General features: G+C 49.3%; 15 protein-coding genes. 5 read left to right on the top strand and 10 right to left on the bottom strand.

Features of this window, described 5'->3' with window-relative positions:
- Window positions 1-476: 476 nt before the first annotated feature.
- Window positions 477-1367 carry a hypothetical protein gene (locus EL628_RS13785; protein ID WP_218028915.1) on the bottom strand — a complete coding sequence of 297 codons (891 nt, stop codon included), beginning with the start codon at window positions 1365-1367 and terminating at the stop codon, window positions 477-479.
- 825 nt (window positions 1368-2192) lie between these two features.
- Here EL628_RS13785 and EL628_RS13780 point away from each other — a divergent pair.
- A complete protein-coding gene (locus EL628_RS13780) occupies window positions 2193-3248 on the top strand; it encodes an alpha/beta hydrolase (RefSeq protein WP_126580513.1) in 1056 nt (351 codons plus the stop codon).
- 488 nt (window positions 3249-3736) lie between these two features.
- Here the strand turns inward: EL628_RS13780 and EL628_RS13775 are convergent, their stop codons facing one another.
- The 3 genes from EL628_RS13775 to EL628_RS13765 form a co-directional block, all read right to left on the bottom strand.
- Complete coding sequence (locus EL628_RS13775) at window positions 3737-4351, bottom strand: hypothetical protein (protein WP_126580512.1); 615 nt, start codon at window positions 4349-4351, stop codon at window positions 3737-3739.
- A 14-nt stretch (window positions 4352-4365) separates the two neighbouring features.
- Window positions 4366-5931: a multicopper oxidase family protein gene (locus tag EL628_RS13770; RefSeq protein ID WP_126580511.1), complete on the bottom strand. Its 1566-nt coding sequence runs from the start codon at window positions 5929-5931 to the stop codon at window positions 4366-4368.
- 151 nt (window positions 5932-6082) lie between these two features.
- Window positions 6083-6727, bottom strand: a complete 645-nt coding sequence (locus EL628_RS13765; RefSeq protein ID WP_161975491.1) for a TetR/AcrR family transcriptional regulator — start codon at window positions 6725-6727, stop codon at window positions 6083-6085.
- Between the two features lie 160 nt (window positions 6728-6887).
- Between EL628_RS13765 and EL628_RS13760 the strand changes: the two genes are divergently transcribed.
- Window positions 6888-7379 (top strand): DUF4385 domain-containing protein, encoded by a 492-nt coding sequence (locus EL628_RS13760; protein ID WP_126580509.1) that lies wholly within the window; start codon window positions 6888-6890, stop codon window positions 7377-7379.
- 171 nt (window positions 7380-7550) lie between these two features.
- On the opposite strand, the gene EL628_RS13755 is transcribed toward EL628_RS13760, so the two are convergent.
- On the bottom strand, window positions 7551-9098 hold the full coding sequence (locus EL628_RS13755; protein ID WP_126580508.1) for an ammonium transporter: 1548 nt from the start codon (window positions 9096-9098) through the stop codon (window positions 7551-7553).
- Between the two features lie 1150 nt (window positions 9099-10248).
- Between EL628_RS13755 and EL628_RS13750 the strand changes: the two genes are divergently transcribed.
- Window positions 10249-11064: a hypothetical protein gene (locus EL628_RS13750; protein ID WP_126580507.1), complete on the top strand. Its 816-nt coding sequence runs from the start codon at window positions 10249-10251 to the stop codon at window positions 11062-11064.
- 77 nt (window positions 11065-11141) lie between these two features.
- Here the strand turns inward: EL628_RS13750 and EL628_RS13745 are convergent, their stop codons facing one another.
- From EL628_RS13745 to EL628_RS13735, 3 genes are all read right to left on the bottom strand, one after another.
- Window positions 11142-11522, bottom strand: a complete 381-nt coding sequence (locus tag EL628_RS13745) for an HU family DNA-binding protein (protein WP_126580506.1) — start codon at window positions 11520-11522, stop codon at window positions 11142-11144.
- Between the two features lie 342 nt (window positions 11523-11864).
- Window positions 11865-13019, bottom strand: a complete 1155-nt coding sequence (locus tag EL628_RS13740; protein WP_126580505.1) for a Gfo/Idh/MocA family protein — start codon at window positions 13017-13019, stop codon at window positions 11865-11867.
- A 118-nt stretch (window positions 13020-13137) separates the two neighbouring features.
- Window positions 13138-14238 (bottom strand): Gfo/Idh/MocA family protein, encoded by a 1101-nt coding sequence (locus EL628_RS13735; protein ID WP_174719961.1) that lies wholly within the window; start codon window positions 14236-14238, stop codon window positions 13138-13140.
- 384 nt (window positions 14239-14622) lie between these two features.
- On the opposite strand from EL628_RS13735, the gene EL628_RS13730 reads away from it, so the two are divergent.
- Window positions 14623-15804 (top strand): RNA-guided endonuclease TnpB family protein, encoded by a 1182-nt coding sequence (locus tag EL628_RS13730; protein ID WP_126580503.1) that lies wholly within the window; start codon window positions 14623-14625, stop codon window positions 15802-15804.
- A 36-nt stretch (window positions 15805-15840) separates the two neighbouring features.
- On the opposite strand, the gene EL628_RS13725 is transcribed toward EL628_RS13730, so the two are convergent.
- Both EL628_RS13725 and EL628_RS13720 read right to left on the bottom strand, forming a co-directional pair.
- Window positions 15841-16755 carry a S1C family serine protease gene (locus EL628_RS13725; protein ID WP_126580502.1) on the bottom strand — a complete coding sequence of 305 codons (915 nt, stop codon included), beginning with the start codon at window positions 16753-16755 and terminating at the stop codon, window positions 15841-15843.
- 50 nt (window positions 16756-16805) lie between these two features.
- Complete coding sequence (locus EL628_RS13720; RefSeq protein ID WP_126580501.1) at window positions 16806-17717, bottom strand: S1C family serine protease; 912 nt, start codon at window positions 17715-17717, stop codon at window positions 16806-16808.
- 358 nt (window positions 17718-18075) lie between these two features.
- Here EL628_RS13720 and EL628_RS13715 point away from each other — a divergent pair, with 358 nt between their 5' ends.
- Window positions 18076-19470 (top strand): S1C family serine protease, encoded by a 1395-nt coding sequence (locus tag EL628_RS13715; RefSeq protein ID WP_126580500.1) that lies wholly within the window; start codon window positions 18076-18078, stop codon window positions 19468-19470.
- Window positions 19471-20176 lie beyond the last annotated feature (706 nt).

Below are 20176 nucleotides of genomic sequence, written 5' to 3'. Positions count from 1 at the left end.
GGCAGGATTGTGGCTGGTTCACGCTGGTGGTGAATGACAGCAAGGAAAGCTCATCTGATATTCGTGTGGGAGTGTCCATGAGCATAGCACTCCTGAAAGTAAACCAACAAGCCAGATAGGAGAAATGGATCAAACTAACCGCAGTACGCATTTGTCGAGGCTGTTCGACACGGTGTGAAAGCTGTTCAATGGTCGGCTACCTGTAGATTCTTATGGTGTTCAGTAAGATGTGCCCAAACAGTGTCGCCAGTCCGATGAGATCCCCAGGATGCTCGGCAAGATACTTGTGGGTGAAGGTATACCGTAAAGGAGGCTGCGCTCGGACCATGAGGAGAAGGAGGCGAATGTCCAGAAAACGTTCGTTTCTTGCAACTGTACCATATTTGCTCTCTTTACGTATTGGAGGAAATACCTCTGCCAATCTCTGTTCACCAGGGGCCAGGGCAATCCTGGTTCCATTTAACGAATCACTTCACTTATGTGGTTGGCAGGCTCTCTTTAGGAAAGAATAATTGTGCAAGTGCAATTCCGTATTCTCCAGCAACCGTATAGAGCAAGTACTGTTTTCCGTCTTCCTCATAAACAGCAGGATCTCGCAATTGATGCATTCTTGTAGCAGCTAAACCACGCACGGAAGGTGAAAGTGGGAGCTCAGCACCTTCATACGAACGTTCTGGTTGTAACACGATTGTTGGTTTACTTTCTTTCCATTGTGTCCACTCAACCGTGAGTGCAATTTCAGAAACGAGGATACCTTCTGGGGTATCACCAACCTGGCTATAGAAGACCAGGAGGCGATCACTGGCAAGCAGGACAGCACTATGGCGCATATGTTCATGAAACAGCATTGGTCCTGGTTCAAAACTGTCTAGACCATTCCTTGATCTCCTCAATTCTCCTGGCATGACAAGGGCATAATAATAATTTTCCCACTGAAACACACGAAAATAGGAATTACCAAGGATGTCTGTATACGACGTAAAGTGAAGCCCATCATACGAAACAGCGAGAAAGGTTTTCTGGCTTTTTCCATCTGGCATCAAACCATGATAATACATTCTGATTGCTCTCGTTTCATGATCAATATGAACATCTGGCGATGCTATATGATGGATACATGGTGTTTGCTTCAATAAAAGCGTTCCTGGTTTATAAATCTGCCAGGGACCCTGTAAATGATTGGAATAAGCAAGACGAATAAAGGTTCCGTTATGATGAGCAAAATATAAATAGTAGCGACCAAGGGGGTGAGAGACCCAATCAGGGACACGAATAAGAGATGGCCCATTGATATTGGTTCCGATGGTTTCATTACTCTCAGGCGTGATAATCGGCCCCTGTAAAAGCCTTCTGGCATGAATCGTCACCAGTCCAACCCCTTTCTCTTAGAACAGCTTGCTGCCACCATCTTTTTGCCAGTAGTCAATGATGCCACCAAAGAGAAAGTCGTTTGTTTGAGAGGTCCATAAAGTCTGGACTTCCGTCAGAAGTTGTTGCTCAATATGGTTGGCATCCCATCTCCATTCTACACATTGCGGGTCATTCTTACCAGGATACAGGACAATCGCCTTCGCATTTGAAGAAGTGGTAAATTAACTGGAAGGTTGACTGATTTTGCACGGAAGGATGAAAATGTACGCTGAAGGATGGAATTGCACGCGAGAATTCTGGAAAAACTGTTTCCTACCAGGTATACTGTTCAATGGATATGTAAATTGTGCTCCTCATCGAGAGCATGACACACTCGTAGAATGAGCAAGACAGCTGCACAGGGTAGGTAGATTCGCTCACGGGTGCACCAGCAGTCGAAGGGATTGATCTCTTCAAAATAGCAGGCCGCTCCATTTCAGGACGAATTCTGAGCCTCAAAACAGGCACCCCCATCCGGCAGCCGTTCTGTAGCCAGCTTGAGGAACGTCTCTTGGTGTGGCTCGAATATACCCCCCAGGTGAAAAGCTATGCCCATGGCGATATTGGCCCGCAGTTTGCCGAAACCTACCGACAGCCCATCCTCAAGCACGCTCCATTCGCTATCGGCTATATATTTGAGGGCAAGCCCCATGTGGACTCTTTCTCCGAGCGGCGGAGTCCTGCGTTGCAAGTCTCACGACAAACGCAAAATGAACACACCCAATACCGGACAGAGGTGGGCCAGATATGAAACAATATGGAAAGTCATTGGGACATAACATATGAATGGATGTGAATTTCTTCCGACCTTTGCTTCCCTGCGCCGACATCCAGAACTCCTGACACCGGCGCTTTCTTCTCCCATCGTTCATCCAAGTGGAACCATCACCGTGCTTTGGGAAGGCGACCCAGGAACCGCCGTTCCTCTGTGCATCACCGAGTGGATTGCTACTCCTCAGCCATTGGAGCAGATCCCTGGCACCTCTGTTTGGGGAGCAGATCTTGATGCGCCTTCATTGCCACGCACCATTTGCTCTTGTATCCGAGTGATGGTCAAAGGGAAGCAAGCACCTTCTCCTCGCCACCAACCTGATCTACGTGGACCAGACCTTCCCGCGCTCTTGTCGCTTTCCTCGGGGCGCATGTCATTGGCAGAGGATATGGTGCTCCCTGCGCCTGGATTAGCGGACGACGCACGCAGGATACGTGTGTATGTTCCTCACAACTATTCTGCTCGTCAGCCCTATCCTGCTCTCTTTTGGTTCGACGCACAATCTGAAATCGACCAACTGCGTTGGCTCCCCGGTTTGCCGGAAACGCTGTGGAAGCTTGGAGAGATGCCTCCCGTGATTGTTGTGGCTATGGACCATGGCGGTGGAGCGCGACCCGAAGAGTACCTGGCCGGAGGGCGTCGTAATCAAGCCGCCCGTACCTTTGTATGGGATACGATCCTTCCCTCTGTTGCAGCTCGTTATGCGTTGGGCCAGTGCTGGGTGATTGGATCATCCAATGGAGCCTCGATGGCCTTGCAACTCATCCTCGCGAAACCAGGAGCATTCGCGGGTGGCCTCTGTATCTCCCCTCGACATCGGGAGGGGTTAAATACCATCCTTGCGTTAGCAGGAGACTGGCCTGGAGGAGGGCGTTTTTTTCTGAGCCAGGGAGATTTTGGACTTGGGGAGCAACATGCTCAACCAAGTTCCCAGGTGCTTGCTGAACGACTCCAGGAGCGTGGAGCAAACATCCGTCTGGTCACACAGCATGGCTATGGACATACCTTCGATGCTTTTTTTCTCATGCTTATGGACGGGTTGCGTTGGCTTTTCACAGAACGCTGATCGGAAGGCTTGATCTCGGAATCTGGAAATCATGCGGAAAGATACTCCTTCCCTTTTTCCAAAGCACTCCAATCTACAAGGCATCGATGAAAAAAGCTAGGAGGAGAGCTGTATTTCCAGATATGTTTGTCTCAGTGCTCATATCGGTGGGCAAGTACTTACATTGGAAGACTAACCTTGCTTACTTGGCAAGGCATTTGCTAGTAAGAACAAACTGGGAATCCAGGCTTAGCGGAATAAATCACCAATCTTTTTACTTCTTGCTTGCCCTTAGCGGAATCTATCGGGGAAATTATGTCGGGACCCCTTCTTGATCCTGGACCTGCTCGTGCAGGCGGTGATTTTCTGCCCGAAGGGAATCGCGGTCTTCCTCTCTGTTCATAGTCCTACCTTAGCAGATTGGCTGCCGGGACGCAATGGCATAGCTCTTCTGAACAGTTACTTAAAATCGCTAGGATCTTCGCCCACCCTCATTCATACTCAAGGGCCTATCCTGGGCCTACCTCATCTTGCACATTCCACTCAGCATTCATCACAAGACCAATTTCCTTAGCGTTGTTTTTCGTTCCATTCATACTCAAGGGCCTTAACAAAGAGAGAGAGGGAGAGTGTGCATTTTTTTGCATACTTCCTCTCGTCTTTTTTTGTTTTGGCTCCTTAGGACTTTCACGCCGTAGCAAAAAGAGCAGGCCAATCACGAGCATCTCACAAAGTGTTGCGACAACCCCAAACGGATCAACAGGTAAAAGCAGAAAGGCTTCTCCAACCAGCACGCCAACCGTGTGCGTGAAGAGATAGAGAAAGACAAGGGAGCCATTGACCCAGAGACCAAACGTCAGAAGGCGACGGGGTGGAGCAAATAAGAGATTCGCCCCGATAACTCCTTGAGCCATAGCAATAAGCAAAAAGATCAGCCCATAGCCGATGAAGACGTCATACTGTGCAGGTAAGAGCCAGAGATGAATGAGTTCAGAAGCAAAACAGGCCACTGCACCTCCAGAACAGAGTATCTGTTTCTGACGTGTCGTAAAATGAGGATCGCTTTTTCTGTTCATCGCCGCAAATGGTATCTCCCTTCGAAAGGTGTCATTAAGATGGTGCATGGCATTTACCTCCACTAGATAACCTCAAATTGGCCCATCATACGCATATCTTCGTGTTCAGCGTTGTGGCAGTGAAAGACGTAGAGCCCCCGGTAGCCATCGAAGCGCGTGATCACGCGTGCCTTCTCACCCGCTTTGAGGAAGATCGTATCCTTATTCCCAGCATCTTCCGGGTCAGGAGCCCGTCCATCACGACTCAACACCTGAAAATTGACGAGGTGCATATGAATGGGATGATTCCCGTCACTCGTAAATTCCCATATCGCTGTTGTCCCAAGGCGTGGGGTCGCATCAATCCGATTGGGGTCAAAGTAGGTCCCATTAATCGTCCACATCCCCAACCCATAAAAAAACTGAAAGGTACGTGTGGTGAGACTCTCAGATGGTTGAAGGACCTCAAATGGTGCTAAGGTGGTGGGGATGGTGCTCTCGTCTCTGGTCTGACGCACCACATCAAAGCGCATAATATCGGTCGTTCGTTCATCTCCCAGAAGGTTTTTCAGGACGACCTGCGAACCGACGGGAACGTGTGAAAAATCAATGACCACATCAAAGCGTTCGGCAGGAGAGATGCGAATAGTTTGACGTAGTGTCGGAGCAGGAAGCAGCCCCCCATCGCTGCCAATCTGGACAAAGGACTGATGGGAACTCAAGGCAAGCTGATACACGCGCGCATTGGAGGCATTGAGCAGACGGAAGCGGTACCTGGCGGCAGCAACCTCCAGGAACGGCTGAACAGCTCCATTGACGAGAAGCGTGTCCCCCAGCATCCCATTGTAATATTTTCCGAGAACTCCGGGTGTCGTGGTCAACGTGGGGTCAAGCGAGGGATAGAAAAACGAGCCATCGGCGTTGAACGTGCGATCAGTAATCATGAGAGGGATATCGTACTCTCCCTTCGGCAGGGGAAGTGCGTCGTCAACCTCGTCTCGAATGAGATACAACCCGGCGAGTCCCTTGTACACTTGTGGCCCTGTGAAATCCATACGATGGTCGTGGTACCAATGAATAGAAGCTGGCTGATCATTAGGATACACATACTCTTTTGTCTGCTGCATCTGCATCTGTAAGGAATGCCCAATGCCGTTTGTTCCCATGAAGCGACGCATGGATGCATCGTTGAGGCTGGCTTGAAACGGGGCAGGATCGCGTGGCAAGATGAGATCCATGGGGTAGCCATCGCTTGTGGGCGGCGTTTTCCCACCATGCAGATGCGTTGAAACGGGAACAGGTAAGGCATTGATCTGCCGAATCACCGTCGTGCGCCCCCGTCTCGCTTCAATGGTCGGGCCAGGAAAAATCCCGTTATAGCCCCAGATTGGAGTCGTGATACCAGGCAGAATATGGGCGAGTCCGGGTTTGATCGTCATCTCGTAATAGTCGGTCGTCGTATCGCTACGCAGTGGTTGAAGCACTGGCGGTATAGGCAACGGAACCTGGAATGGCCGTGTTGCGGGGCTGGTCACGGACTCAATGGCGCGAATGCGTGCTAAAGGGAGTTGTAAGACCCCAATGGGAACTGCAAATCCCGCAGTGCCTATGACTCCCCACTTGAGGGCCTGTCGTCGAGTAATCTTCATACGTCTTCTTCTTGTATATAACTAGGAATGCTAACCAATTGGTTGACATGGCGAGTATACACCTCTCACAGAGGACTGTCAACCGTTTGGTTGACATTTCAAAAGATGAAGAACGCAAAGAACGGAGTGAGCAGATAAGAGATGATGTGAACTAACGTTTCTCCTCGTCGTGGGGAGACAAGAGCGAGTGAAACCACGTCGATAGTTGTGAGAGGATACCGTCGATGTCTTCTGGTCGTGTGTGTAACAAGAGACCAACACCCTGACAAAATGCCATCAGGGTAAGAGCAGCACTCCTGGCGTCAATATCAGCCCGAAAGCGTCCAGAGGCCATCTCCTCCTGAATGAGACGTTCCAGAAAGTGTTGCCAGGACGTGACAGCCTCCATGAGGATGCTGTGAGTTGCAGGATCACGTCGTGCATACAGAAGAAATTCATCAAGGACGAGGAACAGGTCAGGCACTTCGCGTAACTGATGGGCAAGATCGGAGAGATAGCGTTGCCGGAGATGCTCGCTAGGGGTTGTCGCAACGGAAGGATTGGGAGCTTGAATGAGGTCAAACTGACGAATACAATACTCAACGACAGCCTGGATGAGAGCTTCTTTCGTGGGAAAATAATACAGCAAGGTCGCGTGATTGAGTCCGATTCGCGAGGCAACCTCGCGAATCCGTAGCCCTGCCATCCCTTTCTCAGCAATCAAGGAATAGGCAGATTCTACCAATCGTAAACGCCGTTCGTCGTTGGAAGTAGTATGCGGTGCAAGACGACGGCCAGAAGGATGCGCTGAGTTCATAAGAAAATGTTCCTTCGAATACTTTTCCATCATCGTATCAGCAATCAGGTTTCTCTGTCAACCTATTGGTTGAAACACCGAATCAGGAGCACTTTCAGTGGGCAATGTCCCTGTGTTTCCAGGCTACAAACCGTTCTCTAAAAAAGAAGGAGGAACAAGTATGTTTGATTATGGTCTTGATTATCAGACGACAAATTTCCGCGAACAACCTCATTTGTATCGTGTTGGTAAGGGTGAGCAAGGTGTTTTGCTTGTCGAGCCTTATAAATCAGAGATTTTACCTTACTGGCATTTTAAAACTCCAGCCATCGCTCAAGAATCCTCCGAGAAGATCTATCAACTTTTTCTTGCCTACAAAGAACAACAAGATTTCGTCGGTATGGATATGGCCCGCAAGTTTCTACAGATGGGCTATACACGATCGCGCCGCTATGCCAATCATCGTTCCGGCAAAAAGTATGTTCAAAATCCCCAAAAGCTCCCTGCAAACGAACAACAGGCGGCCAGGAAGCAGATCAATCCACAGGAACCTGATTGGGACAGAAACGAGAAAGCTCAATCATCTCGCATCTTCTATGAAAAATATCTCCTCGTAAAAAATGATCCAGACTATCAGTTCTTGCTTAAACGACATAAGAACCTCTATAGATAAGATGAAAAAACAGTACTCATTAAGGAATAGCTCTTCTTTATTGAAGGGGTACAAAGCCTTGTTTGTACACTATCTACAAAAGAAGGTTCGCCCACCTCAATTTGAGAGATAGGCGAACCTTCTTTTGTGACAAACTACCAGATCTTCAGACAGATAGTTTTTGAAAGAATGTTAATCCTCGACCAGAACGCGAGACTCCTCAGAAGCACCACTCAAGTGGGTTGCAGGCCCGGCAAGAGAAGGAGCAAGACCCATCAGAGCATATTCAGGATAGGCAACTGCCCCATGCTCGTGCAGATCCAGGCCTTCCAGCTCACCTTCCTTCGAGACGCGAAGGATACCAATGGCCTTCAAGGCAAACATCATGATCAGAGAGACAACCAGGGTTGCCCCGACAACTGCGCCTGAACCAATCAACTGAGCAACTAATTGTGAAGCGCCACCGCCGTAGAAGAGGCCAGAGACAAAACCGCTGGTCGCAGCGCCGGTCGGAGTTGGAGCACTGTAGGCACCCGTTGCAAAGAGACCCAGAGAGAGCGTTCCCCAGATACCAGCGAACAGGTGAACAGGAACGGCTCCGATAGGATCATCGATACGTAAGTATTCGAGAAGGTCCAGACCCAGCGCGACGACGATCGCAGCGACAGCGCCAATGAAGAACGCTCCAACTGGATCAACCCAGTAACACGGGCAGGTGATAGCGACCAGACCGCCCAGGAAGCCATTAACGGTCAGACCCAGATCCCAGGACTTGCCCTTTGAGCGGAAGTAGGAGTAGAAGAGCGCAATCAGGCCACCCGAACAAGCGGCCAGAGTTGTATTGAAAGAGACGCGACCGATACCAACAGCATCGAGAGCTGAAAGAGTGCTACCAGGATTAAACCCATACCAACCGAACCAGAGGATCAGGCCACCAACAGCACCGATGATCAGATCATGAGCAGGAGGAGGTCCGCCACCATCGCGTTTGAAAACACGTCCCAGTCGGGGTCCCAGAGCAATCGCACCAGCTAGAGAGATAGCACCACCAATACTGTGAACAACCGTCGAACCAGCGAAATCGTGGAAGTTCAGAGCGACCAACCATCCGTCAGGACCCCAGGCCCAGTGACCAATGATCGGATAAATGAAGCCCGTCACACCAATGCTATACACGATATCGCCCCAGAACCCACAACGACCGATCATAGCGCCCGAAGTGATCGTTGAAGCAGTATCAGCAAAGGCAAACTGGAAGACCCAGAAGGCAAGAACCGGAATGCCTGAGCTTTGATAGGTGCTACCGAGCATACCATTGAGGAAGAAGCCCTGTGTCCCGATGAAGCCATTACCATTATCAAACATGAAGGCAAAGCCCCAGGCCCAGAAGAGAACTCCACAGATACAGGTATCAGCAATACCCTCAACAAGAATATTGACCGATTCGCGCGAGCGGGCAAAGCCAGCCTCAAGCATAACAAAGCCAACCTGCATGCCAAAGACCAGGAAAGCCGCAACCAGTGTCCAGACAGTATTTACAGCATTAATAGTTGGAACATCAGCAGCAGGGCGGCCCGTTGCCGCATGAATAGCAGTAGGAACAAAGAAATTAATTGCCAATAAAACCAGAGTTAAACCTAACAATTTACCACCCATATAGAGGGCAACATTGCGGCGCACAAGGGGATCGCGCAGATTCGTCTTAAAACGAACCCAGGCGGAGCTAAGGAGAGATGTCATCGTAGATAAGTCCTTTCAGCCAGAATTGGTCCATGTGGAACGGGTCAGAATAAAAGGGCGATGACGAAACTCGACAATGAGTAAACGAAATAGCGAATATACAGATAATGCAATGTGAGGCTTTTTGAGGAATCTTCATTGATTGGCATCACTGATTGTTTCGATAAGATAACTATAAAGATTTACGGTTCCAAATGATAGTGACAACCTGTAAAAAAAAGCCGCTTGCTATTTGTGCACTATGCACAAATAGCAAGCATCTATTGAGAAATTCTTGCGAATTGCTCCTGTTTTACTGAGCAAATCTTTAGGGAAACACTAATTTTATTGAGAAATTCTTGAGGTCGTTTGTGCAAATTAACTATAATTGCCATCGGCAAAAAGACCGTAGTTTGCTCATTGCACGAATCGTTTAGTAAAGCTACAGAGGAAAGCCTGGCAAAAGGAGTTTTCAGCACGCCTTTACCTGTGTATACATAGAACACAGTAAACTTTATACCCTCAGATACCCAATTGACTTTCCTATCGCGTCGCTTTTATACTCAGAAGTGAGCAAGGAGCAGAGTTTGGCAGGGCTTGAGCTGCCATGTGCCAGAATTGTGGTCTTTGGTGTGACAACGAGAGATCATTTCAACATTGCTGTGATCGTCACACTTCCTCATTTTTTTGCATCTGACATAGAATATCTCTCTACAATGCACGAAGGCTCGCTATCTCACACCCTCGTCTATCGCTCACAGCCAGGGTTGCCTCCACATTCTTCAGCAAGTCCCCCTCTATTCTATGACGACGCGAAAATTATCTTATAGGCCCCTGGAATATCAATGACGTCTATGCTATACTACAAACATGCTAGCGGATGAAAAAAACTTTTTTTTCTATCGAATGAGAAATATTCACAAAAACAGCCTGCACGTCTTCAGTAGATTCCACCACAGTAGTATCTCTTGTACAACAAAGATCCACCTGGATAATGTATAGCCCTTTCTACCAAAAGCTTGACGAAGCCTGTCACGGACCTTTAAAATAGAACATATATTCTTATTGTTCCGTTTACTGTTGTGCGTACCTCTTCTCCAGGTGGAAAACGTTCAGGCTCCAACAGAGCAAGACTAAACGTGCCAGTTGTCAAGATAGGAGAAAACAAACGATGCCAACCTTAGCATCTACAGGCAAATTGATCCCCAAAAGTATCATCCGTCATCGACCTATTGGAGAGAATATGCCTTTTCCTATCAAAGCAGCTCCTCGTTCCTCTACGCGTACGCGCGTCAACTACGTCCGTCCAATCACAGCACAGATACCAACCACTGAGCAGGTAGTTGAGTGGAAGCGAGCGACAAAAGAACTTGCTAAATCTCCATCTTCACAGCCCCAACCGGTAAAGACAAAACAGAGCAAAACCACCAGGGCCGTTTCTGGCACCAGTACATTCCCGGCTCAGAAAAAGAGGCAAGCAACCGCCCAAAGTGAGGCCCATCAGGCAGTTTCTTATCAAGGATCCCATCCACTCCTCTACCTGGGGTCTGGAATGCTCCTTACCATTCTGCTCTGGTTTGTCTTGAGTTCAGTATGTGCCTGGTTAAACACAACCTATAACGATCTCCTCTATGGTCGCCCTCGTACTTTTCAGACAGATGCATGGGTCGGGCATAATGAACAGAATGGAAGCCCAAGCCATTTTATTGCCCTCAACCTCAATCGACATATTCAGGTGATCGAGATCTCTGGAGGAGATGCGGCTCATACCCATATCTATACGGGACCTCAACTCTATGGAACGACTGATGATCTGATCCCAATTACGCTGGCATTCAGAGATGTCAATGGAGATCATAAACCAGATATGATCATCCTTTTTCAAGGAAACCATACCGTCTTTCTCAATGATCAAGGTACATTCAGGGCTCCAAAAGGAGACGAACGAGAAAAGATCGAGCAGTTTTTACACCAGCACCCGGTCTGATCACGATAATTGTTGCGTCCCTCTTGATAACAACCAATAGAAGAGAGTGGTTGGATATCTAAGAGGGACGCACAGCTTTATTTTGCTACGCCGTTACGGGCACCTTTCCCATCGGCATGAGTGGGTTTGATCTGTTTTGAACCATGAGTCTGCATCGCAGCTTGTGAAAGGACTGCACCAACCGAGAAGCCAACACGCTTGCGTGCAGGAATCGTAATCTGATCGCCACCACGAATAGACTTCACACGGCGGGGAGCCACATCACGAAGATTCCAGGTTCCAAAGCCCATCAGGCGAACTTCATAGCCTTTGGCTACACCTTCCCGCACAACCTCAGTAAAGGCATCAATAACCTTATTGGTCTCCTTCAGATTCATTCCCGCTTTTGCGGCGACCTGATGGATCAACTCATCCTTACCAACCACAATCTGTTCTTTATCGTTCGAACTCGCTCTCATAAATGGGTACTCCTCACAAATAGCATAATGGTGCAGAGAAAAGAAAACTCTCTGCTAAGAGTGTTAATGCGCCCTGGCTCTTGGTCTAGAATCGTCAGATCCCCTCTAACAACAGGTATAGTAGCCTTGCGCTCAGGCATTTAGTTGCCTTCCACTTTCACTATACCGAGGGCCACCAAATGCTCTTGCAAAAAGAGAAAAAATCCTTTTGACCTGTCTGAAAGACGGCTATAGCGAAGCTCGAGGAGTCAGCATGAGGAGTCCAGTTTATAAAACAACAAGGTCGCCTCTGGTGCCCATTCTCCATGGCACCAGAGGCGACCTTGTTTGAGGAAGAGGAGACTACTCGTCTTTCATCTCGACCCAGGCCGCATTTTTCTGCGAACTTTCAACGGCTTTGGTAATAAAGAGCATGCCACGAAGGCCATCATAGACAGTTGGATACCCTCCCTGTGGCTTTTCGCCAGACTCAACACGCCTGATATCAGCAATCGCCATCTTGTAAATATTGGCAAAAGCTTCATAGAAGCCCTCTGGATGGCCCGCAGGCGTCCGTGACGCAGCCTTCGACTCATCAGACATGTAGCCCTGATTGGTGCGTAATACCTGCACTGGCTTGCCTGCTTGCTTAAAGAGAAGGGTATTCGGCTCCATCTGATGCCACTCAAGTCCAGCTTTTGTGCCATACACACGAATGCTTAAGGCATTCTCTTCACCCGCTGCGATCTGAGAACACGTTAGCAGACCTTTGGCTCCATTCTCCAGGCGCAGAAGCATGTTTGCATCATCATCCAACTGGCGACCTTTCACAAAAGAGGTCAGATCAGCACTGAGTGAGGCAATCTTCAGGCCAGTGACAAACTCTAACAGATTTTCGCCATGGGTTCCGATATCGCCAACGCTCCCGGCAATCCCTGAGCGCTTAGGATCGGTCCGCCACGATGCCTGTTTATTGCCAGTCTCTTCTTCTGCCTTCATCAACCAGTCCTGGATATATTCAACAATGACCTTGCGCACTTCCCCAATCTCACCCTGCTGAACGAGGTAGCGCGCCTGACGAACGGCTGGATAGCCAGTGTAGTTATGGGTCAACGCAAAAATAACGTTGCTTCGTTCAACCAGGGCGACCTCTTCTCGTGCCTCCTCCAGGCTAAGGCTCATCGGCTTGTCAGAGACCACGTGGATTCCCTGTTCCAGAAAGGCCCTGGCAACGGGAAAGTGCATATGATTGGGTGTTGCAATGATGACAAAATCAATGCCATCAGGTCGCCTGGCCTCTTGCTCTGCCATCTCTTGATAGCTAGCATATGAGCGTTGAAGGAACCATGAACGGGCTGATTCCTCGGCCCGTTGGGGATCAGTGGACATGGCTCCAGCAATGATTTCAGCCTGCCCATCTAGTTCTGCCGCGACCCGGTGAACGGCTCCGATAAAAGAACCTTTTCCGCCGCCTACAATGCCGGCACGCAGTCTTCTGTTTGCAACATCTCTGCTCATGATGTTCGATGTTCTCCTATCTACTGAGTGTACTTGCTGACTATTTTTGCAGGACCCTTCGGCCAGGATCATCATTGCCGAAGGGTCAGTTCGTCTTTATTATAGCATGAGATATCTCTTAACGATCTTCGCTCCAGTCATGAGTGCCTTCACTCAGTGGAGCAGGTTTCTCACAGACGCTGGTCAGTTCAATATGTTTTCCTTCACGGGAGGCATCCAACAGAGATTCCATGGCGTCGAGGACATGGTAGGCCAGTGCTCCACTGGCGCGGTGAGGACGGCCAGAGCGGATGGCGTGAGCCATATCGGCGACACCGATGCCACGGCTGTTCTCGCTGTATCCATGTGTCAGAGGAACCTCTTGCCATTCATGATCACGAGCTCCACGAATAGAAATGGGGCCACCAAATGTATTTGGATCAGGGACGACCAGGGTTCCTTCAGTTCCATAGATCTCGATGCAGGGAAGGCGATGTGACCAGACATCAAAGCTCATGATAAGTGATCCAACAGCACCATCGGCAAAATCTAGCACTCCGGCGATATGGGTGGGTGTATTGACCTTGATCTTTGTGCCATATTTTGGCTGGCTTGTAATCAGTCTCTCAGGGAAACTAATCTGTGCCGAACCAGTAACACGGCGAATGGGGCCGAGCATTGCCACCAGGGCGGTTAGATAGTAGGGACCCATATCGAAAAGGGGGCCTGCTCCTGGCTGATAAAAGAATTCAGGGTCGCCATGCCAACCCTCGGGTCCATGCCCCAGCATAAAGGCTGTGGCCGCGACTGGTTTGCCAATACGACCTTCGTTGATCAGTTGGATACAGGTCTGTATACCACCACCAAGAAAGGTATCGGGGGCGCATCCTACGCGCAGATTTCTGGCTTCAGCGGCCTGCAAAACTTCTAATCCCTGCGCACGAGTAATTCCTAATGGTTTCTCACTATAAGGCGATTTTCCAGCCTTAATAGCTGCGAGATCGATCTCGGCATGCACTTTAGGAATGGTTAAATTAATAACAATGTCAATCTCAGGATCTGCTAATAATTCTTCGACGCTGCAAGCTTTGGGGATATTATAGCGGAGAGCTTGAGCTCGAGCACGCTCTAAATCAATATCTGCGCAGGCAACGATATTTAAGATGTCAAATTTGCTCGGCGACTCAAGATAAATAGAGCTGATATTACCGCATCCAATGATACCAACGTTGGTTTTCATATTCTTCTCCAAAAACAGACGGTTTTTTCTGGATATCTTGTTCTTCCTATAGAACAAAACAGCCTTAAATTCATGAGATTATATTCATCATATCATGCAGAAAATTTTTTTCCAACCCCTGAGAAGGCCCAATACACGTTTTTAGGATTCAGAATGCTTCCTTGCCTGTACTGGATTTTGACCAGAATTGGCAAGAAATTGACCCCATCAGCGATGAGAAGCCCCTGGAACAGAATCCAGGGACCTCTCATCGCTGATGGGGTCAGTTTCTGACTTCTCTTTATAGAACCGGCGCGGGAAAACCCCTGCATTCATGCGGGGGATGAAAGCGCCGTTCCTTTTTTGGGGTTGACTTTTTACACGATATGCGATACGATGTAAAGTATGGAACAGAAGAAAGCATACAAGTACAGAGTCTATCCAACCAACGAGCAAAAACAGATACTTGCTCGTACGTTTGGGTGCGCACGTTTTGTCTCCAATTGGGCATTGCGATGCAAAACTGACGCCTTTTACCAGGAGCAGAAACGTCTGTACTACAAAGATTTGAGTGAGATGCTCACAGCCCTCAAAAAACAAGGTGAGTATGTGTGGCTCAATGACGTCTCTTCTGTTCCCCTGCAACAAGCTTTGCGCCATCTCGATAAAGCGTTTGTCAATTTCTTTGAGGGACGCGCCGCCTATCCTCGTTTCAAGCACAAACGTCAGAAACAAGCAGCCACCTATACCAGCAATGCTTTTACCTGGCGAGATGGGCAGTTGACGCTTGCCAAAATGAAAGAACCTCTCAGCATTGTGTGGTCCCGTCCGCTGCCCAAGGATGCCGTCCCTTCTCGCGTCACCGTCTCCAAGGATAGTACCGATCGCTATTTTGTGAGCATCCTGGTGGAGGAAAACATTGCCCCGTTGCCTGTCACCCCCAAAACCGTGGGTGCGGATCTCGGATTGAAATCCTACGTGATCCTCTCCACAGGGGAAACCATCGGCAATCCCAAGTTCTTTCACACCGATGAAAAGAAGCTCGCCAAAGCCCAGAGACGGCATGCGAAAAAGAAAAAGGGCTCCAAGAACAAAGAGAAAGCTCGTTTGAAGGTTGCCAAAATCCATGCCCGCATCGCTGATCGTCGCCGTGATTTCCAGCACAAGCTTTCGACCCGCCTGATCCGTGAAAACCAAACGATCTGTGTGGAGAGCCTGGCGGTGAAAAACATGGTCAAAAACCAGAGTCTCAGGAAAGCCATCAGCGATGTGGGTTGGTCGGAATTCGTGTCCCAGTTGGAATACAAGGCAACGTGGTATGGACGCACCCTCGTCAAAATTGACAAGTGGTACCCGTCCTCCAAACGCTGCTTTGACTGTGGACATATTCTCGACTCCTTAGCGTTAGAGGTACGGCACTGGACCTGTCCCAAATGTGGGGTCCATCACGATCGTGACCTCAACGCCTCAAAAAACATTCATGCCGCCGGACTGACGGTACGTGAAGCCTGTGGAGAGGCCGTAAGACCTGGTGCGGTGAAAACCAAGCCTGGCACGTCTCAGCGAAGCAGGAAACCCCGATCGTGAGGTCGGGAATCCCCCGGCTTTAGTCGGGGGAGGATGTCAATCTGTTATAAGCAGTGCCGCTGGAAGAACGTGTATCTGCCCTCCACGGACAATCTTAAGAGAAAGCTCTTTGCCTTCTTGAACGGCCAGGATCTTTCGAAGCATCTTTACATCGGTGACTGGCTGCCCTGCCGCTTCCAGGAGAATATCGCCTAAGAAAAGGTCTGTATAACGGTCCTGTCTCCCTGGTAGCCCGACAATGAGTAATCCCTGTGTCTGACCGTTTGATAGCTGCTGCTGAATGGGAGCAGGAAGTGGAACGATCTGTAGTTCAACGCCGAGCGTGGGGCGACGGCCTGGCAACGCCTCCAGCCATGCTTTGACCACCTGACTGGGGATCGCTACTGAGAGGTCACCACCAAAGATCATGGCATTGATCCCGACCACTTTTCCTTCTGCATTCAACAGTGGTCCCCCTGAGTTCCCAGGAGCCAGACGGACATCTGATTGAATATATCTGGTCTTTAACTGTGGTGTAAGTTGGACTGAGCTGAGTCTACTCACAATACCAGCCGTTACGACCCAACGTTGTCCCCAGGGGTGACCAATAGCAAAGACCCATTCGCCAATCCGCAATGCATCGGAATCTCCAGGCACAAGGGTCGGAAGATCCTTTGCATGTACTTTGAGTAGCGCAAGATCCAGTTGGGGATGACGATGAAGAATGGTTGCGTCGAGTGTTGTTCCATCAGCAAAATGTACTTGAAGCTGTGATCGCATTCCTGCAATCACATGGTTGTTGGTGAGAATCTGCCCATCTGCGCTCCATACGATCCCTGTGCCTCCCCCACGTTGATCAACGTGTACCTGGACAATGGCTGGCCTGGCATCGGCAAAGAGGGCTGTGAGGCCCGTAGAGAAGGCATCTGGCAGTGGTAGAGATGATTGTGTGGAAAAGGTTGTTTGTGACATCGTGCACTCCTTCAGATGAGGACTATCAGATCTGGGCTATAAAGAACAGACTACGCAGGGCGTTGCCCAATTGTGACCTGAAGAGTATGCACTGTGCCACCACGGATAATTTCTACAGGGACAGCTTTTCCAACTCGCTCACCTGTAAGGAGCAGTTGGAGATCCTCAGAATCGGTCACGGCATGACCATCGAGTGCCACAAGAATATCGCCTAAGAAGAGGCCTCCCGTGTGAGCTGGACTGGGATCATCTACCTTTACCAGGAGAAGGCCATGTTTTCTCTGGCTTTCACCCCGCTGTTGCTCAGGAAGTTGTACAAGTTGACTGGCAATTCCAAGATAACCACGCTTGACGGTTCCCTGTGTTGCCAGTGTTTCTGCCAGAGAGGTGGCGAGATCTATAGGAATGACGAAGGGAATTCCATTGACAATCCCGGTGGTCAACAGGCCCAGTACCTGTCCTTGTGTATCGATAAGGGGACCACCTGAGAAACCAGGATAGGGAATAGCGTCCGTACGAATGAAGCGTTCCAGGGCAACTCCCTGTTCTGTGCGTAGGGGACCACCTGCGCTACTGACAATCCCTATACTCGCCATTGGCCCATCTGTAGAGGCTCCGATCGCCAGTACGAGCTGTCCCACTCTGGCTGCTTCTGGTGCTGGCGTTGCAGGCGTCTGAACAAGACCAGGGACGCGTAAGACGGCCAGATCACTGGTACGATCTCGTCCAACAATCTGAGCAGCATATGTCTGTTTATCTGCGGTATGAATCTGAACTTTTTCGCTACGTTCCAGGACATGGCTGGCAGTCAATATCAGATCAGGGGCATAAATAATGCCACTTGCTGGCTGACGGCTACGTCCATCCACAAGAACAAGCGAGCTCTGTGCTCGCTCAACGGCATCTGCCATCTGTTGTGATAAAGCTTGTAAACCTTGTGTATTTTCATGAGTCTGTGTCATAGTTCCTTGTCCTTTTCCTCTCAGGAAACACGAATACTTGCGCATACTATAATCCACGGTCAGCCTTTACAGCATCGGTCTTTTCACTAGTTTCTTTCCTGGTGAAATAAGCAGGGTGCAGACTAGCTAACTGAACAGTATATCTGTAGCTGTAGAGGCACAAAAGAGATTTATAGTTGTGTTTTCTTTAATCACAGCAAATACATTCAAAGAAGCAGAATACCCGGATCTATTGATACTTTCGTCGTTAGGTACGAGAAGGCAACAACAGATCTGTGTTTCAAACATGGACACAGAATCGTTTTTTTAGTAAACGAGCAGGGCAATTGGTTGAGATAAAGAAAGGTGCGTGATTATTGTGTATGATCCAAACAATCCAGCAACGAATGTGCCTCGTTCGTCTGAAGGGGGAGTATCTTCTCAGGAAGCACAACCTGGACAAGCGTTTGAGCAGAGAAGTGGTGCTGTTCATCCCCCTGCTAATGCTCATCTAGAGGAGCCGTCGCCCACTGATGCCTCGCAGGCGACAGAGCCTTTTACGCATCCTCATGCTTACGCTCAATCTTCTGCGCAACGTTCTACGATCCCTCTGGCTGATCAGCCAGGCACCTCCTCAGGCCAGCAATTTGTGCAGAGTGAGCCTGGAACCACATCATTTCCGCCCACACCATCTTCGGCTAGAAGAAAGATCTCCTGGCTAGGTGCATTATTAGCCGCTTTAATCGCCTTAACGCTTTTCTTGTTTGGCTGGCAATTTGGCGCTCACAATAGTAATGGATCAAATCTTCTGCCAGGTATCCCATCTACAACAAATGGGACCGATTCAGCCAGGGCAACGGTGATTGCAAAGGTGCGTCCAACCGTAGTACAGGTCAATGTCACCGGATCATCTGGCAATAGCGTTGGTTCGGGAGTTATTATTGATAAGCGAGGATACATTATTACCAATAACCATGTGGTGGAGGGGGGGCAGAACATGGAAGTGGTCCTCTCGACTGGTGCCACGCTGCCTGCTCAATTAATTGGCCAGGCACCTGATGATGACCTGGCAATCGTTCGTATTGATCCCACTAAATCCCACCTTGAAGTTGCAGCGCTGGGAGATTCTTCAAATTTACAAGTAGGGCAAGAGGTACTTGCCATTGGAAATCCTCTGGGTATTACCCAGACCGTCACAGCCGGGATTGTGAGCGCCCTGGGACGCAATGTCGCAACTGGAAACGGAACGATTTTACCCAGTACGATTCAGACAGATGCGGCTATTAATCCAGGCAATAGTGGGGGGGCTCTGGTTGACATGCAGGGCAATCTTGTAGGTATTCCGACATTAACGGCGATTGATCCTCAATTCAAAACGCCAGCCAATGGGGTAGGATTTGCGATCCCTTCCAACCGTGTAAATTTTATTGCTCCCCAACTCATTCAATACGGGAAAGTCACACGTACGGGACGTGCAGCCCTGGAGATTCAGGCCGCTGACGTCGACCCAACCTTTGCCAGACAGAATAATCTGCCTGTCTCTCAAGGCGCTCTGGTTGTTGAGGTTACCCCGGGAGGATCTGCAGATAAGGCTGGACTGAAACAGAATGATGTGATTGTGCAGATTAACGATCAACCAGTGACAGGCATTTTATCGCTTGGCGATATTCTGATTGCTAAGAACCCTGGCGATACCGTCTCTGTCAAAATCTGGCGTGGCTCGCAACAGAAGACCGTCAACGAAGTACTGGGCGAACTACCGGCCCGGTCGTAATAACAGAGGCTCCAGCTCCTTTCTCTATTCGGAAGGGCTGGAGCCGAATCCAGGGCTTTCCAATTCTCACAGAAGAGGTCCGAAGCCATGAAGGGGGAGGGAGGCGGAGAGTCACGCCCGAGAAATAACCTGATGCTGTAGTGTTCCTCTTCTTCGCGCTCTTCCCGATGCGAGGGCCTCTGTGACCGTCAGAGGACCAACCCAGAATTGGAAAGCCCTGAGCCGAATCTCACTGAGGTTGACACGCTTTTGGACCGTATGAGAAAATAGAACGGAAAACAATCAGAGAAATGGATAGTTAATGACAGGCGAGCAGATACGATTGGGGCGATTGGCTGCTAGAGGTAGATAGAGAAGCGACCAGAAGAGCCTATCTTGATGCTCGGCCAATCAGCTTATGTCGTTGTACCGGATGTCGCAATTACATCACCCTTGCCTCAACCTTCCCAGAGGATCTTCTCGCTTTCTTTCAGCATCTCGGGATCGATCCGGTCAGAGAGGGAGAGGTATTTGTTTACTACCAGGATGAAGCTGGCATCCACTTCTATGGTGGGTTTTACCATCTGGTTGCCTGTATTCGAGAGCAGCCAGAGCCTCTATCTTGTTTCACTGTGACGGAGCAATTCTCAGTCTCCTTTACGCAGGAGATTAGTATTGTACCCAATGATTTTCCTCAACCTATTCTCCAGATGGAGATTTATGCAGC

The organism is Tengunoibacter tsumagoiensis, from assembly GCF_003967535.1.
Taxonomy (GTDB): domain Bacteria; phylum Chloroflexota; class Ktedonobacteria; order Ktedonobacterales; family Ktedonobacteraceae; genus Tengunoibacter; species Tengunoibacter tsumagoiensis.
This window is presented reverse-complemented; position numbering and strand designations above follow the sequence as displayed.

What these genes read in the sequence shown, in the direction of transcription:
- EL628_RS13780 (WP_126580513.1), top strand. Translation starts at nt 2,193, where the DNA reads ATGAATGGATGTGAATTTCTTCCGACCTTTGCTTCCCTGCGCCGACAT.
- EL628_RS13775 (WP_126580512.1), bottom strand. Translation starts at nt 4,351, where the DNA reads ATGCACCATCTTAATGACACCTTTCGAAGGGAGATACCATTTGCGGCG.
- EL628_RS13770 (WP_126580511.1), bottom strand. Translation starts at nt 5,931, where the DNA reads ATGAAGATTACTCGACGACAGGCCCTCAAGTGGGGAGTCATAGGCACT.
- EL628_RS13765 (WP_161975491.1), bottom strand. Translation starts at nt 6,727, where the DNA reads ATGAACTCAGCGCATCCTTCTGGCCGTCGTCTTGCACCGCATACTACT.
- EL628_RS13760 (WP_126580509.1), top strand. Translation starts at nt 6,888, where the DNA reads ATGTTTGATTATGGTCTTGATTATCAGACGACAAATTTCCGCGAACAA.
- EL628_RS13755 (WP_126580508.1), bottom strand. Translation starts at nt 9,098, where the DNA reads ATGACATCTCTCCTTAGCTCCGCCTGGGTTCGTTTTAAGACGAATCTG.
- EL628_RS13750 (WP_126580507.1), top strand. Translation starts at nt 10,249, where the DNA reads ATGCCAACCTTAGCATCTACAGGCAAATTGATCCCCAAAAGTATCATC.
- EL628_RS13745 (WP_126580506.1), bottom strand. Translation starts at nt 11,522, where the DNA reads ATGAGAGCGAGTTCGAACGATAAAGAACAGATTGTGGTTGGTAAGGAT.
- EL628_RS13740 (WP_126580505.1), bottom strand. Translation starts at nt 13,019, where the DNA reads ATGAGCAGAGATGTTGCAAACAGAAGACTGCGTGCCGGCATTGTAGGC.
- EL628_RS13735 (WP_174719961.1), bottom strand. Translation starts at nt 14,238, where the DNA reads ATGAAAACCAACGTTGGTATCATTGGATGCGGTAATATCAGCTCTATT.
- EL628_RS13730 (WP_126580503.1), top strand. Translation starts at nt 14,623, where the DNA reads ATGGAACAGAAGAAAGCATACAAGTACAGAGTCTATCCAACCAACGAG.
- EL628_RS13725 (WP_126580502.1), bottom strand. Translation starts at nt 16,755, where the DNA reads ATGTCACAAACAACCTTTTCCACACAATCATCTCTACCACTGCCAGAT.
- EL628_RS13720 (WP_126580501.1), bottom strand. Translation starts at nt 17,717, where the DNA reads ATGACACAGACTCATGAAAATACACAAGGTTTACAAGCTTTATCACAA.